We start from the raw sequence: 17,040 nt of genomic DNA, 5'->3' as shown, positions 1-17,040 counted from the left end.
GACATCGGCGCGTTCGGTCACGCCGACCTGCCGTTCGAGCGTCTCGTCGAGATACTCAATCCCGCCCGCTCCCAGGCGCGGCATCCGCTGTTCCAGGTCATGCTCACCTTCCAGAACACCGGCCAGACAGAACTCGAGTTGCCTGGCCTGCGGGTCAGTGGCGTCGAATTCGACGCACAGGTCGCAAAGTTCGACCTAGCGGTCGAGGTCGTCGAGAAGTTCGACGCCAACGGCGAACCGGTCGGAGCCACAACGAACTTCGTGTACGCAACGGACCTGTTCGATGCTTCGACGGTCGCAGGATTCGCCGACCGATTCGTGCGACTCCTCGACGGAGCGCTCGCCGACCAGAACACTCCGGTCGGCGAACTGGACATCCTCTCCGCCGCCGAGCGCAAGAAGGTTGTCGAGGAGTGGAATTCGACTGCGTACGAGGTTGATTCGTCGGCAACGTTGGTGTCGATGTTCACCGCTGCTGTTGTCGAACACTCGTCGGCGATTGCGTTGTCGTTCGAGGGTGTCGACCTGACGTATGCGGAGTTCGCTGCGCGGGTCAATAGGCTTGCCCGGTATCTGATGTCGGTAGGTGTGGGTCCGGAGTCGTTCGTTGCGTTGGGGATGCGACGGTCGGTGGATCTGGTTGTCGGTATGTATGCGGTGACGGTTGCCGGTGGTGCATATGTGCCGTTGGATCCGGACCATCCCGCGGAGCGGACGCAATACATTCTCGAGACTGCGCGACCGGTCTGTGTGTTGACGACTTCGGGTGACGAGGTCGATGTTGCGGGCGCGGTGCGGATCGATGAGCTTGATTTGTCCGGTTTCGATGCTGGTCCGGTTGCTGCGGAGGAGCGGTCGGCGGCGTTGTCGCCGTCGAATACGGCGTATGTGATCTTTACGTCGGGTTCGACGGGTCGGCCGAAGGGTGTTGCGGTTTCGCATGGCGCGATCGTGAACCGTTTGGTGTGGATGCAGTCGGCGTACGGGTTGGGTTCCTCGGATGTGGTGTTGCAGAAGACGCCTGTGACGTTCGATGTGTCGGTGTGGGAGTTCTTCTGGCCGTTGCAGGTTGGTGCGCGGTTGGTGGTTGCTCGTCCCGACGGTCACCGCGATCCCGCCTACCTGCGCGATGTGATCGTCGAACATTCGGTGACGACGGCGCACTTCGTGCCCTCGATGCTTGCGGTGTTCGTCGCAGCGCCAGGTGTCGACAATTGCACCTCGCTGCAGCAGGTGTTCGCGTCGGGTGAGGCGTTGCCTGCGAAGACTGCTCATCGGTTGCGTGCGTTGACCGGTGCTCGGTTGCACAATCTGTACGGTCCGACCGAGGCTGCGGTGGATGTGACGTTCCACGAGGTTGTGGATGCGGACACGGTGGCGGTGCCTATTGGTGCGCCGGTGTTCAACACGGCTGTGTTGGTGTTGGATTCGCGGTTGCGGCCGGTGCCGGTGGGTGTTGCGGGTGAGTTGTATCTGGCGGGTGTGCAGTTGGCTCGTGGGTATGTGGGTCGTCCGGATTTGTCGGCGGATCGGTTTGTTGCCAATCCGTTCGGTGGTGTGGGTGAGCGGATGTATCGGACGGGTGACCTTGTCACGTGGCGGGCCGATGGTGAGTTGTCCTACATCGGTCGTACCGATTTCCAGGTGAAGTTGCGTGGTCTGCGCATCGAACTCGGCGAAATCGAAGCTGCTTTGACGGCACAGGAATCCGTCGCGCAGGCCGTCGTCGTGGTGCGCGGCGACGCGCACCTTGGCGACCAGTTGGTGGCCTACGTCGTCGGATCTGCCTTGAACACCTCTGCTGTGAATACGGAAGTCCTGCGGACCGAACTGACCACGGTCCTGCCCGCGTACATGGTGCCGTCGGCGTTCGTCGTACTCGACGACCTTCCGCTCAACGCCAGTGGCAAGCTCGATCGAAAGCTGTTGCCCGCGCCGACCTTCGCGGCGAAGGTGTTCCGTGCTCCGACAACCCCGATCGAGGAAATCGTCGCGAACACGTTCGCGGAGGTACTCGGAGCTGACCGAGTCGGTCTGGACGACGACTTCTTCGAACTCGGTGGCAACTCGCTCATCGCGACGCAGGTTGTGTCCCGCCTCAGCGCAGCGCTCGATACACCTGTCGGTGTTCGTGAAATGTTCGAAGCCTCCACCGTCGCAGGTCTCGTTGCTCGCATAGCGCAGCACACCGGCAACGGTCGTCGCCGCCCTGCGCTGATTGCAGGCGCACGTCCCGAGCGCCTGCCGTTGTCGCCTGCGCAGCAACGGTATTGGTTCCTGAACCAGTTCGACACCGAGTCTGCCGTCGACAACATTCCTGTTGCCGTTCGAATGACCGGCGACCTCGACATCGCTGCACTCGAAGCTGCCGTGCGCGACCTGATCGAACGCCACGAATCGCTGCGGACGGTCTATCCCGACTCTCTCGAGGGTCCGTACCAGCGCGTCCTCCCCGCGGCCGAGGTAGTTCGTCCGCTTGTACCGGAAGCTGTCACCGAAGCACAGCTACCCACGCGGGTATTCGAGATCGCGTCCACGACGTTCGACGTGACCGCCGAGGTTCCGCTGCACGTTGCGCTGCTGGAGATCGAAGGCTCGCCGACGCGCGACTACGTGCTGACGATGGTTGTTCACCACGTCTGCGCCGACGGCGCGTCGATGGGACCGCTGACCCGCGACATCATGGTTGCCTACGCCGCTCGTACCAACGGTGACGCACCGAACTGGGCGCCGCTGCCGGTGCAGTACGCGGACTACGCGCTGTGGCAGCGCGACGTGCTCGGTGTCGAAGGTGACCCGGATTCGCTTGCTGCCGAGCAGGTTGCGTACTGGGTCGACGCGTTGTCCGGTATGCCGGATCAGCTGGAGCTGCCGACAGACCGGCCGCGGCCTGCTGTGCAGTCGTTCCGCGGTGGAGCTCTTCGGTTCACCATCGACGCCGACGTCCACCAGCAGTTGCTCGCGCTTGCTCGCGGGAACAACGCATCGCTGTTTATGGTGATGCACTCGGCACTGTCCGTGCTGCTGGCTCGTCTGTCGGGCACCGACGACATCGCGGTCGGTACGCCGATCGCGGGACGCGGCGAACAGGCGCTCGACGACCTGATCGGCATGTTCGTCAACACCTTGGTGTTCCGCACACGTGTGGAGGGCTCCGACACGTTCGCGGACCTGCTGGCCCGCGTTCGCGAACACGACCTCGAAGCATTCGCCAACGCCGACGTGCCGTTCGAGCGGCTCGTGGAGGTGCTCAACCCGGTCCGATCGACGGCCCGCAATCCGCTCTTCCAGGTCGGACTGTCGTTCCAGAACCTCGCAGACTCGGCGCTGCGCCTGCCCGGCCTCGATGTCAGCGTCGTCGACTTCGACACCCAACTCGCCAAGACCGACGTGCAGTTCACCCTCGCCGACCAGCGAGCGGCAGACGGCACGCCCGGCGAGATCGCAGCCGAAATCACCTACGCTGTAGATCTTTTCGACGAGTCGACGGTCCAAAGTTTTGCCGATCGGTTCGTGCGCATCCTGACCGCGATCACGACCGACCCGACCGCGGTGATCGGTGACATCGATCTGCTCGACAGCACCGAGCGCGCTGCACTGCTCGATGCTCGCAACGCAACCGAGCACGACGTCGATCCGGCGACGTTGGTGTCGTTGTTCGACGCCCAGGTCGCGGCGACGCCCGACGCGACAGCGGTCGTCTTCGAGGGCGAGCGTCTTACCTACGCGCAGTTCGACTCTCGAGTCAACCGGCTCGCGCGATACCTGATCGACTCCGGTGTCACGCCCGAGGACCGTGTAGCACTTGCGATGCGCCGATCGGTCGATCTGGTCGTCGGCATGTATGCCGTCGCGAAGGCGGGCGGCGCCTACGTACCGGTCGATCCCGACCAGCCTGCCGACCGCACCGACTACATCCTCGAGACTGCCGCACCGATCTGTGTACTCACCACAGCGCGTGACGAATTCACCACCGACCGAGTCGCAGCTATCGTCCGGGTCGACGTCGTCGACCTGTCCGATCTCGATGACGCTCCTATTCGCGACAGTGAACGCCTCGGTGCTCTGCTGCCCGCCAATACCGCCTACGTGATCTTCACGTCGGGCTCCACCGGTCGCCCCAAGGGCGTCGCGGTGAGCCATGGCGCGATCGTCAACCAGTTGGTCTGGAAACGTGCGGAATTCGAGCTCGGCGCCGACGACGCGGTGCTGCTCAAGACGGCCGCGACGTTCGACCTATCGGTGTGGGAGTTCTGGTCCGCGTTGGTTTCCGGTTCGCGACTCGTTATCGCGAGCGCGGACGGTCATCGCGATCCGGCGTACCTCAACCAGCTGATGCGCGACGAAGCTGTGACGACACTGCATTCGGTGCCGTCGATGCTCGAAGCGTTGCTGGTGGAGTCCGACGGACACCTGACGACGTCGTTGCGACGTGTGCTCGCCATCGGTGAAGCGTTGCCAGCCGCAACTGCCAAGCGCTACAAGGCAACAAATGCCGGCGATCTGTACAACCTGTACGGCCCGACCGAAGCCGCTGTGTCCGTCACATCGCACTTGGTGACCGAGGTAGTCGGCGCTGCCGTGCCGATCGGTGTTCCCGAATGGAACGTCCAGGTGTACGTGCTCGACGCCAGGTTGCATCCGGTTCCGGCGGGCGTTGCGGGTGAGCTCTATCTCGCGGGCGATCAGTTGGCGACCGGCTACCACGGCCGGGCCGATCTGACCGCCGACCGTTTCGTGTCGAATCCGTTCGGCCACAGCGGATCGCGGATGTACCGCACCGGCGACCTCGTGTCGTGGCGAGCCGACGGCACCCTCGAATACGTCGGCCGTACCGACTTCCAGGTGAAGGTCCGCGGCTTCCGCATCGAGCTCGGTGAGATCGAATCCGTTCTCGCCGCGCAGGTCTCGGTTGCGCAGGCTGTCGTCGTCGCACACGAGGATGCACGCACGGGAACCCAGCTCGTCGGCTACGTCGTACCGGCTGGAAACACGGACGTCGACGCGGCAGCACTGCGCACGACCGTCGCCTCCGAGTTGCCCTCGTACATGGTGCCCGCTGCGATCATGGTGCTCGACTCACTGCCGCTCAACGCGAACGGCAAGTTGGATCGAAAGGCGTTGCCTGCTCCGGTCTTCGAGGCGAAGGCGTTCCGCGCACCGGCAACGCCGATCGAGGAAATCGTCGCCGGCATCTTCGCCGAACTGCTGGGTGCGGCTCGGGTCGGTTTGGACGACAACTTCTTCGAACTCGGTGGCAACTCGCTGCTGGCGACTCAGGTCGCCGCGCGGCTGGGCAACGCACTTGACACCCGGGTTTCGGTTCGGTCGCTTTTCGAGGCGCCGACCGTCGAAGCGCTGGCTGCACGGGTCGAGCAACATGCAGGTGTCGGCGGCCGCAAGGCGCTCACCGCACAGCCGCGGCCCGAGCGGGTCCCGCTGTCCCTTGCGCAGCAACGGATGTGGTTCCTCAACCGCTTCGATACGGAGTCGGGTGTCAACAACATCCCTGCCGTGATTCGTTTGACCGGTGCGCTGAATCTCGAAGCGTTGCAGGCAGCTGTCGGCGACGTTGTGGGTCGTCACGAGGTGCTGCACACGATCTACCCCGAGGTCGACGGCACCGGCTATCAGGTGAGTGTGCCTGTGGCCGGGGCTGTTCCGCAGCTCATTCCGGAACCCGTGACCGAGACGGCCATCGCCGAACGAGTCGCGGCAATCATCGCGACCGGTTTCGACACCACGGTCGAGGTTCCACTGCGCGCGGCGCTGCTGCAGATCTCGGAGCGCGACCACGTGCTCGTCGTCGTCGTCCATCACATTGCGTCCGACGGATTCTCGATGGGTCCGCTGACACGGGACGTCATGATTGCCTACTCGGCGCGCACAGCGGGAGATGCGCCGGGCTGGGCACCGCTAGAGGTGCAGTACGCGGACTTCGCACTGTGGCAGCGAGACGTGCTCGGCTCCGAGGACGATCCGGAATCGGTGATTGCCCAGCAGTTCGCCTACTGGCGTACGGCATTGGATGCGCTGCCGGCTCAGCTCGACCTGCCGAGCGACCGGCCACGTCCGGCGATCGCGTCGTACGACGGTGCTGCGCACACGTTCGAGGTCGACGCCACGCTCACCGCCTCGCTCAACGAGCTTGCGCGCACACAGAATTCGACCCTGTTCATGGTCGTCCATACCGGTCTCGCCGTGCTGCTTGCGCGACTGTCCGGCACCTCCGACATCGCTATCGGCACGCCTGTGGCCGGTCGCGGTGAAGCGGCACTCGACGATCTGATCGGCATGTTCGTCAATTCGCTTGTGCTGCGGACCGAGATCGAGGCGGGCGAATCGTTCGACACGCTGCTGCAGCGCGTTCGGGAGATCGACCTGTCGGCCTTCGGCCACGCGGACGTTCCGTTCGAGCGGTTGGTCGAGGTACTCAACCCCGAGCGGTCGCAGGCACGGCATCCGCTGTTCCAGGTCATGCTCACCTTCCAGAACCTGGGGCCGACGACCTTCGAACTGCCCGACCTCGAGGTCGCCGCGGTCGACTTCGATGTTCAGACAGCGAAGTTCGACATTCAGGTGACCCTCGCCGAGAAACTCGACGCCGACGGCGCACCTGCAGGCATGGCAGTCGAATTGGCCTACGCGACGGACTTGTTCGACGCGAACACCATCGCAGTGTTCGGTCGGCGGTTCGTCCGAATCCTCGAGACGATGGCTCGCGAACCCGGCCTCGCGGTCGGCGATGCGCCGATCATCGACGAGGTCGAGCGGGCACGCGTCGTCGAGCGGTGGAATGCAACCGATCACTTCGTCGACCCGACAGCGAACCTGGTCTCGCTGTTCGAAGCGCAGGTCGCCGCGACCCCGAAGGCGACTGCGCTCGTGTTCGAGGACGAGAAACTCACCTACGCAGAGTTCGCTGCACGCGTGAATCAGGTTGCCCGACTGCTGATCGCCGAGGGTGTCGGACCGGAAGCACTTGTTGCCGTTGCGATGCGCCGATCGATCGACATGATGGTCGGCATCTACGCGGTGCTGACCGCAGGCGGTGCGTACGTGCCCGTCGACCCGGATCATCCTGCGGATCGAATCGCGCACATCCTCGAGACCGCATCGGCTGTAAGGGTGCTCACAACCGCACGCGACGATATTGCGATTCCCGATGTCGCTTTTGCGGATGCTGTGCTGGAACTCGACACCGTCGATCTGAGCTCGCACTCGACCGATGCGGTCACCGACGCCGATCGTCGCGCACCGGTGCAGCCGAACAACACGGCCTACGTCATCTTCACCTCCGGCTCGACCGGTAGGCCGAAGGGTGTCGCCGTTTCGCACGGTTCGATCGTGAACCGACTGCTGTGGATGCAGGACACCTACGAGCTGAGCAAGGCCGACGTCGTCCTGCAGAAGACACCGGTCACGTTCGACGTGTCCGTGTGGGAGCTGTTCTGGCCGTTGCAGATCGGCGCCACCCTGGTTGTGGCCCGACCGGACGGACATCGTGATCCCGAATACCTGGTCGAGGTAATCGCGGCCAACGCTGTCACCACCGCGCACTTCGTGCCGTCGATGCTTGCCGTGTTCGTCGCGTACCCGGGTGCGTCGCACTCGATCACGCTGCGGCAGGTGTTCGCTTCGGGTGAAGCCCTGCCCGTGCAGACCGCCGCGCGAATGCGCGCGGCACTTCCGTCGACTCGACTGCACAACCTGTACGGCCCGACCGAAGCCGCCGTCGACGTCACCTATCACGAAGTGACGGACGCCGATTCGAGCACCGTCCCGATCGGTGTGCCGGTGTGGAACACCAAGGTGCTCGTGCTGGATTCGCGGCTACGTCCGGTGCCGGTCGGCGTTGCAGGCGAGTTGTACCTCGCCGGAACGCAGTTGGCGCGCGGCTACGTCGCTCGTCCTGACCTGACCGCGGACCGCTTCGTCGCGAACCCACTGAGCGCTGCCGGTGAGCGGATGTACCGCACCGGAGACCTCGTGTGGTGGAACCGAAGTGGCGAGCTCGAGTACGTCGGGCGCACCGACTTCCAGGTGAAGTTGCGCGGTCTCCGTATCGAACTCGGCGAAATCGAGGCAGCGTTGCTTGCCGACGACCGCATCGCGCAGTCGGTCGTGTTGGTGCGCAACGATTCTGCCGCGGGTGAAGTGCTCGTCGGCTACGTCGTCCCTGCTCCGGGAGCGGCTGTCGACATCGACGCGCTGACAACGTCGCTCGGTGCGCGGTTGCCGGAGTACATGGTGCCGTCGGCGATCCTGGTGCTCGACGAATTCCCGTTGAACATCAGCGGCAAGCTCGACCGGAAGGCGTTGCCTGCGCCGGTGTTCGAAAGCGATCAGCAGTTCCGTGCCGCCGAGAACGCGACCGAAGAGGTCATTGCTGCCGTGTTCGCCGAGGTACTCGGTGTCGCACAGGTCGGCGTCGACGACTCGTTCTTCGCACTCGGTGGCGACTCGATTCTGTCGATTCAGCTGGTGTCTCGTGCCCGTGCTCGTGGGGTTGTGTTCTCTCCGCGAGACGTGTTCGAGCACAAGACCGTTGCAGGGCTTGCCGAGGTTGCTGTCGCGGGCGGTGCCGAGACGGCTGCCGTTCTCGCGGAACTGCCAGGTGGCGGTATCGGTCGTTCGCCGTTGCTGCCGTTCGGTCACCTGATGGTCGAACGTGGCGGTGGCTACTCACGTTTCGCGCAGACGATGCTGCTCGACCTGCCCGAGGACATCGATCGCGCGGGCATCGAAGCGACGATCAGGGCGGTTGTGGATCGTCACGACGTGCTGCGTTCGCGTTTGATCGACGACGAGCAGGGGAGAGGTCTCGAGATCTTCCCGGCGGGCAGCGTCGACGTCGGGAGCTTGCTTACCCGCGTCGAATTGTCCGGCGCAACAGACGATCCTGCGGTCGTCGCCGAAGCGTCTGCTGCCCTGGATGCCGCACTCGGACGACTCGATCCCGACAACGGCGTGATGTTGCAGTTCGTTTGGCTCGTCACGCCCGACGCAGGTTCGCGTTTGCTGATCGTCGCGCACCACGTCGTCGTCGACGGTGTGTCGTGGCGGATCCTGGTACCGGACTTCGTCACCGCGTGGAGTCAGCTCGCCGCGGGTACGACCGCGGAACTGACCGCACCGGTGACCTCGGTGCGGCGCTGGGCACATGCCCTTGCCGACGAAGCGCGTTCGGCTGCACGGATCGACGAACTGCCCGTATGGCATTCGATCCTCGACGGACCCGATCCCACGCTGGGAGAGCGCCCGTTCGACCCCGCGGTCGACGTGCTCGCGACCGTCGAGCGGCTCGAGATCTCGGTGCCCGCAGACGTGACCGCCAAGCTGCTGACCTCGGTCCCCGAGCGGTTCCACGGCGGCGTGAACGACGGCCTGCTCACAGCTCTCGCACTCGCAGTCGCGAAGTGGCGCCGCGAGCGCGGTGTGTTCGAATCGTCGACGCTGCTGCAGTTGGAAGGCCACGGCCGCGAAGAAGAACTTGTGCCCGGGGCTGATCTGTCGCGCACGGTCGGCTGGTTCACCAGTGTCTTCCCCGTCCGCCTCGACGTCGCCGGGATCGATCTCGACAGCGCGCTCGCAGGCGGGTCGGCGGCCGGTGCTGCCATCAAGGCAGTAAAGGAGCAGTTGCTCGCAGTGCCTGACAAGGGCATGGGCTACGGCCTGCTGCGGTACCTGAATGCCGATACAGCACAGCAGCTTTCGGCCGAAACCGGGCAGTTCAGCTTCAACTACCTCGGCCGGATGTCCACCGGCGAGGTGCCGGAAGGTCTCGGCGCCCTCGGCTGGCTGCCTGCCGCAGACCTTGCCGACATCGAAGCACCCGGCGATGCCGACCAGCCCGCGAACAAGACGGTCGACATCAACGCGATCGTCGCCGATGGTGCTTCGGGTGCCACGCTCAACGCGTCCTTCGCCTTCCCGGCAGGTGCGGTGTCTCGTGAAGCCGTGCAGGAACTGGCGGACCTGTGGATCACGGCGCTGACCGCGCTCGCGACCCATGTCGACGATCCGGCCGCGGGCGGACTCACTCCGTCCGACGTGCCGCTCGTGCACGTCGGTCAGCACGACATCGATGCCTGGGAATCGCGTTACCACGCGGTCTCGGACATCTGGTCGCTATCGCCGCTGCAGAACGGTCTGCTGTTCCACGCCATGCTTGCCGACGCATCGCTCGACATCTACACGATGCAGGTTGTGTTGAGCCTCGAAGGCGACGTCGACTCCGCACGACTGCGCGCTGCTGCGCAGGGCGTGCTGGATCGCTACGACAACCTGCGCACCGTCTTCGTGCAGGGTGACGATGGCAATTCGGTCCAGATCGTTCTCGATCACGTCGACGTGGCGTGGCGTGAAACCGACGTCCGCGGTGGTCGCCATGCCGAGGTGCAGGAACGCCTCGCGCGGATGCTGGCCGACGACCAGGCCAAGCACTTCGACCTCTCGACCGCACCGCTGGTGCGGTTCACGCTGGTTCGTACCGGCGGCACGTCGTACAAGTTGGTGCTGACCAACCACCACGTACTGCTCGACGGTTGGTCCCTGCCGCTGCTGATGAAGGACCTGCTGGTGCTCTACGCGACTCGGGGCGACGCCTCGGTGTTGCCGCGGGTCCGGCCGTACCGCAGCTTCCTCGCCTGGCTCGGCGATCAGGATGCCGATGCGTCGCGCGAACAGTGGCGAAAGGCGTTGGCAGGCTTCGAGGAGCCGACACTGCTTGCCGCTGCCGACCCAGGCCAGGAGATCTCCACGCGCTCCGCCGAGGTCGTCGCCGATCTCAGCGAAGAGACGACCGCGACATTGACCGCACTCGGCGCTCGGTTGGGCGTCACGATGAACACGCTGATTCAGGCGGCGTGGGGAATTCTGCTCGGCCGCATGACCGCTCGCGACGACGTCGTGTTCGGTGCGACCGTGTCCGGCAGGCCGGCCGACCTTGCTGGCGTGGAGTCGATGGTCGGGCTGTTCATCAACACACTGCCGATCCGCGTGCAGTTGATCGAGGAAGAGACGACCGAGCAGTTCCTGTCGAGGCTGCAGGGTGAGCAGGCAGATCTGCTCGCGCATCATTACCTCGGCCTCAACGACATACAGCGCATCGCCGGTGTCGGAGCACTGTTCGACACGTTGACCGTCTTCGAGTCCTACCCGGTCGACGAGGCAGGCCTGGCGCAACAGGCACAGTCGATCGACGACATGTCGGTGACCGGCGTCAGTTCCAACGACAACACCCACTACCCGCTCACGCTCGGCATCACCTCCGGCGCGACGGTCCACATGTGGCTCGAGTATTTCGAGGATCTGTTCACCTCCGACGCTGCTGACACACTGATGCAGCGACTGGTTCGGATTCTCGAATCGTTCGCCACCGCACCCGCTTTGCCGGTCGGTGACATCACAATTCTCGACCCGGACGAGTTCGACCGACTCACCGATGTGCACGCCGACGACGTGATGGTGCGCGACCTCGTGCCGGACGCGCTTGCGCGAGGCGCACAGGTGAATCCGAACGGTGTCGCCATCCGGTACGAGGGTCGCTCGATCACCTATCGCGAACTCGACGAGTACTCGTCGAGGTTGGCTCGAGTGCTGATCGATCGTGGCGTCGGTCCGGAAGAGCTTGTTGCTCTTGCCTTCCCACGGTCCTACGAGATGGTCGCTGCGGTGTGGGCGGTCACCAAGGCCGGCGGCGCACACGTACCTGTCGACCCGAGTTATCCGCAGGATCGTGTGCTGCACATGATCACCGACTCGGGCGCGGTGACCGGCCTGACCGGAAGCGGTTTCGTCGACAGACTGCCGAGTGCTCTCGACTGGCTGGTTCTCGACGATCCTGCGACGACGGCACTGTGCGACGCGCAGTCCGCCGAACCAGTCTCGGATCTGGATCGGTTGCGCCCCTTGCGGAGCAACCATCCCGCCTATGTCATCTACACCTCGGGATCGACGGGTCTGCCCAAGGGCGTCACCGTCACCCACGCCGGTCTCGGTGGAGTGGTGGAGTTCGCGACCGAGTTGTACGGCCTCACCTCCGAGTCGAGGTTCCTGCACATCTGCTCGCCGAGCTTCGACCCGTCGGTGCTCGAATGGCTTGCGACGTTCTACATCGGCGCGACACTGGTGATCGTGCCCGCGTCCATCATCGGTGGGCCGGATCTCGCCGAACTGCTGCGGACCGAACGTGTCACCAACGCGATCATCACCCCAGCTGTCCTCGGCACGGTCGACCCGGCTGGGTTGTCCGACTTCGAGGTCGTCTCCGTCGGTGGCGACGTCACCACACCGGAACTGCTCGCGAAGTGGCAGCCGGGGCGTAAGTACTTCAACGGCTACGGACCCACCGAGACGACGATCATCTCCTCGTTCGCGCAGCTCGAAGTCGGCCGTCCGGTCACCATCGGGACGCCGGTGCACGGCATGTCCGCACTCGTTCTCGATGGCAGACTCAATCCGGTGCCGCCGGGTGTCGCGGGTGAGCTGTACCTCGCGGGTGGGGCGTTGGCTCGTGGCTACCACAACCGTCCCGACCTGACCGCCGACCGGTTCATCCCGAACCCGTACGGCGAGCCAGGTGCTCGTATGTACCGCACCGGCGATGTCGTGCGGTGGGCGCCGAACGTGGCTGTCGATGCCACTGCGGAGCGTCCGTTCGAGCTCGAATACGTCGGCCGCAGCGACTTCCAGGTGAAGGTCCGCGGTTACCGCATCGAACTCGGTGAGATCGACGCCGTGCTCGCCGCGGACCCGAACGTGGACTTCGCGATCACCATCGGTCGCGAAACCGCAGCCGGTGCAACGATTCTCGTTGCCTACGTACTGCCGGTGCCAGGACATTCGATCGACACCGACGCACTCACCGAGTTCGCCGCACAGGCGCTGCCGTCGCATATGGTCCCATCGGCGATCGTCGTCCTCGACGAGATTCCGCTGACCCCGGTCGGCAAGCTGGATCGCAAGGCGCTGCCGGAACCTGTACTGGCACCGCGTGATTTCCGGGCGCCCGTATCGGACGTCGAGGCGATCATCGCCGAGGTGTTCGCCAATGTGCTCGGCGTCGATCAGATCGGTGTCGACGACTCGTTCTTCGCACTCGGTGGCGACTCGATTCTGTCGATCCAGCTTGTATCGCGTGCGAAGGCCCGTGGCGTGGTGTTCTCGCCGCGCGACGTTTTCGAGCAGCGCACGGTTGCCGGGCTTGCGGAGGTTGCCAAGCGCCACGACGCGAACGACGCACCCGCGCAGTTGGTCGAACTCGAAGGCGGCGGTGTCGGCGACATTCCGCTGACGCCGATCATGGCGTCGATCCTTGGTGGCTCCGGCTCGTTCGACAGGTTCTCGCAGTCGATGGCGCTCGGATTACCGCGTGACATCGACCGCGCAACCCTGGTGAAAACCATTGCGGCCGTGTTCGATCACCACGACGTGCTCCGGTCCCAGCTGACGCTCGAAAACGACGGCTGGACGTTCGAAGCTCTCGAACGTGGGTCGGTCGACGTCGACGGACTGATCCATCGGGTCAGCTTCCCGGCAGATATCGACGAGGCCGTGCTGACCGAACTTGCAACGACGGAACTGGACGGCGCGATGCGTCGTCTCGATCCGGTCGCCGGCTCGATGATGCGGTTCGTGTGGTTGGACTTCGGGTCCGAACGCAGCGGCATTCTGGTCATCGCCGCGCATCACTTCGTCGTCGACGGTGTTTCGTGGCGCATCCTGATCCCGGATTTCGCCGTCGCATGGTCGCAGCTGAATGCCGGCCAGAATGTTGTGCTGCCAGTCAACGGCACGTCGATGCGTCGCTGGGCGCACGCACTGCACGACGAGGCACAAACGCCGAAACGTGTTGCCGAGCTCGCCTTCTGGCGCTCGGTCGGTGGCGTCGACGATCCGTTGTTCGGCGATCGTGCCTTCGATCCGACGGTCGACACGTTCTCGACCGTCGATCGGGTGCAGGTGCAGCTGTCGACGGCGGCGACCCAGTCGCTGCTCACCGAACTGCCGACGCTGTACCGGGGTGGCGTCAACGATGGACTCCTCACCGCACTGGCGATGGCCGTCGAGAAGTGGCGTGCAACTCGCGGCGTCGCAACGGGTTCGGCGTTGATCAAGCTCGAAGCGCACGGTCGTGAAGAAGGTGTCGTGCCCGGTGCCGATCTGTCGCGGACAGTCGGCTGGTTCACCAGCGCCTACCCGGTTCGTCTCGATCTCGCGGGCATCGACATCACCGATGCCTTCGCGGGCGGAGTTGCCGCTGGAACCGCCGTCAAGGCCGTCAAGGAGCAGCTGCTTTCGGTGCCGGACAAGGGCATCGGCTACGGCCTGCTGCGGTACCTGAACGAGTCGACCTCGCATCAGCTGAAAGAGCTTGCGGGCGGACAGATCAGCTTCAACTACCTCGGTCGCGTGTCCGCAGGCGAAGTGCCTGCCGAGCTGCGCGATATCGGTTGGGCGCCCTCGGGTGATCTCGGTGAGCTGTCGGTCGACATGGATGCCGACATGCCTGCCAACGGCGTCATCGATATCAACGCCATCGTCAGCGACGGGCCGGACGGTCCGCGGTTGGGTGCAGGCTTCGCCTTCCCGGCTGGACTGATTTCGCGTGCGGACGTGCAAGAGTTCGCAGAACTGTGGACCGCTGCGCTGGAAGCACTTTCGACGCACGCCGGCCAGACTGAAGTCGGTGGACTCACGCCGTCGGATCTGCCCTTGGTCGACGTCGAGCAGACCGATATCGAGCTCTGGGAGCAGCAGTACCCGTCCCTCGGCGACGTGTGGCCGCTCTCGCCGTTGCAGTCCGGTCTGCTGTTCCACGCGATGATGACGGCGTCGACCGTCGACGTCTACACGATGCAGGCGGTGCTGGACCTCAACGGGACGGTCGACAGCGTTCGATTGCGCACTGCCGCACAGGCAATCGTCGATCGCTACCCGAACCTGCGCAGCGCGTTCGTCACCGACGCAAGTGGCGAATCGATGCAGGTTGTCCTCGACAAGGTCGAATTGCCCTGGCGCGAGCTCGATCTGACGAAGCTGTCGGACGAGGATCGGATGCCGGAACTGCGCCGTTTGCTTGCGCAGGATCAGGCGACGCACTTCGACATGGCCGCTGCACCGCTGATGCGGTTCACGTTGGTGCAGACCGAGGCGCAGACGTACCACCTCGCGATCACAAGCCACCACATCGTGCTCGACGGTTGGTCGATGCCGCTACTGATGCGGGATCTGCTGATGTTGTACGCGCTCCACGGTGACGCGTCGGCGTTGCCGCGAGTCGCGCCGTACCGCAACTTCCTCGCCTGGCTCGAGGCGCGCAACAAGGACGATTCGCTGCAGGCGTGGGCACAGGCGCTCGCCGGTGTATCGGAGCCGACGCTGCTCGCCGCACCGGCTCGTGGCGCGGAAACCTATGCCGAGATCGGCAAGGTCATCACCGAACTGCCGGAAGAGAAGACAGCCGAACTTGCTGCGCTCGGCGCATCGGTCGGCGTCACCGTCAACACCTTGGTGCAGACGGCATGGGCGATTCTGCTCAGCCGGATGACCGGTCGTGAAGACATCGTTTTCGGTGCGACGGTGTCGGGTCGACCGGCTGAACTGACGGGCGTCGAATCGATGGTCGGGTTGTTCATCAACACGATCCCGATCCGCGTCCAACTCGACGAGAACGTCTCGATCAGCGATCTGCTGCAGCGGGTTCAGGGTGAGCAGGCGGATCTACTCGATCACCACTACATCGGCCTCCCGGATATTCAGCGGGCAGCCGGAGTCGGCGTCCTGTTCGACACGTTGATGGTGTTCGAGTCGTACCCGATCGACAAAGATGCTCTGACACAGGCAAGTTCGATCGACGGCATGACGGTGACCGGAGTCGGCGTCAGCGATGCGACGCACTATCCGTTGACGTTGCTGGTCACCGCGGACACCACGATCGAGCTGACGCTGAAGTACCAGGGGAGTAGGTTCACGCGGGCTGATGTCGATGCGCTTTCCGCTCGCCTCGTGCTGGTTCTGGACGAACTCGTTGCGGATCCGAGCGGGTTGGTCGGCGACGTCGAGATCATCGGCGAAGCAGAACGCAACGCGATTCTCGGCGACACCGGTTCGGCCACCGCGCCTGCACCCGATGTCAGCGCGCAGTTGTCGTCGCAGACGCTGCCGCATCTGCTTGCCGAGATCGTGGAAGAAGATCCGGAAGCACCTGCACTCGCGGTCGACGGTCGCGAAATCTCGTACCAGGAACTGGACGAGGATTCGTCGAAGTTGGCTCGTGTCTTGATCGAGCGGGGCTTCGGACCGGAAACGGTTGCAGCGGTTGCATTGCCACGGTCGGTTGATTCGGTGACTGCACTGTGGGCTATCGCGAAGACGGGTGCGGCCTTCCTGCAGATCGATCCCCAACGTCCGGCGGACGCACTCGCAACCGTTCTCGGAGCGTCCGGCGCTCTCGTCGGACTGACGGACAGTTCGCTTCGGTCGGGTCTGCCGGATTCGGTCGAGTGGTTCGTCATCGACGATGCGACGGTGGCTGAGCAGGTTGCCGCTGCCGCTGGGCATCCGGTCTCCTACGCGGACCGCTTGCGGCCATTGCTCGCGGTTCACCCCGCGGCGGTGGTCGACGGAACCGACGCTGCCGGAACGGTTGTCAGCCACGGTGAATTGGCATCGCTCGCGTCACGGGCACGCGAAAAGTACGCGGTGACCTACGAGTCGCGAACGTTGCTGGTCGGTCCGCCTGCCGGACCCGGCGCATTGGTCGAGTTCCTGCTCGCGTCCACATCCGGAGCAGTTGCCGTGATCGGCGACCCGAACGATGCCGACGGTCTCGCCGACCTGCTTGCCGACGAATGGGTGACCCACGCATTCCTGCCGCCGGTCGCGCTCGCGTCCGCCGATCCGGATGGATTGGAGGACTTGACCGTCGTCGTCCTGACCGAGGGCGATGCCGATCAGGAACACGTCGACCGCTGGTCGGAAGGTCGGACCGTGTGGACCGACGTAACGGAAGGTTTCGGCGAGTCTCTGCAGTAG

Annotated in this window: 1 protein-coding gene (only partly in view); it reads left to right on the top strand. The window is 64.5% G+C overall.

All coding sequences use genetic code 11. From position 1 onward, the window contains the following. On the top strand, positions 1–17,040 hold the 3' end of the coding sequence (locus JGU71_RS07560) for a non-ribosomal peptide synthase/polyketide synthase (protein WP_233528823.1). It extends 27,951 nt beyond the left edge of the window; 17,040 of the gene's 44,991 nt are visible here — the last part of the coding sequence; its start codon lies off the left edge, out of view; its stop codon occupies positions 17,038–17,040.

The sequence above is a fragment of the Antrihabitans stalagmiti genome, from assembly GCF_016482825.1.
GTDB lineage: Bacteria > Actinomycetota > Actinomycetes > Mycobacteriales > Mycobacteriaceae > Antrihabitans > Antrihabitans stalagmiti.
Note: the sequence above shows the minus strand (reverse complement) of the source record. Positions and strands in the feature narration are given on the sequence as shown.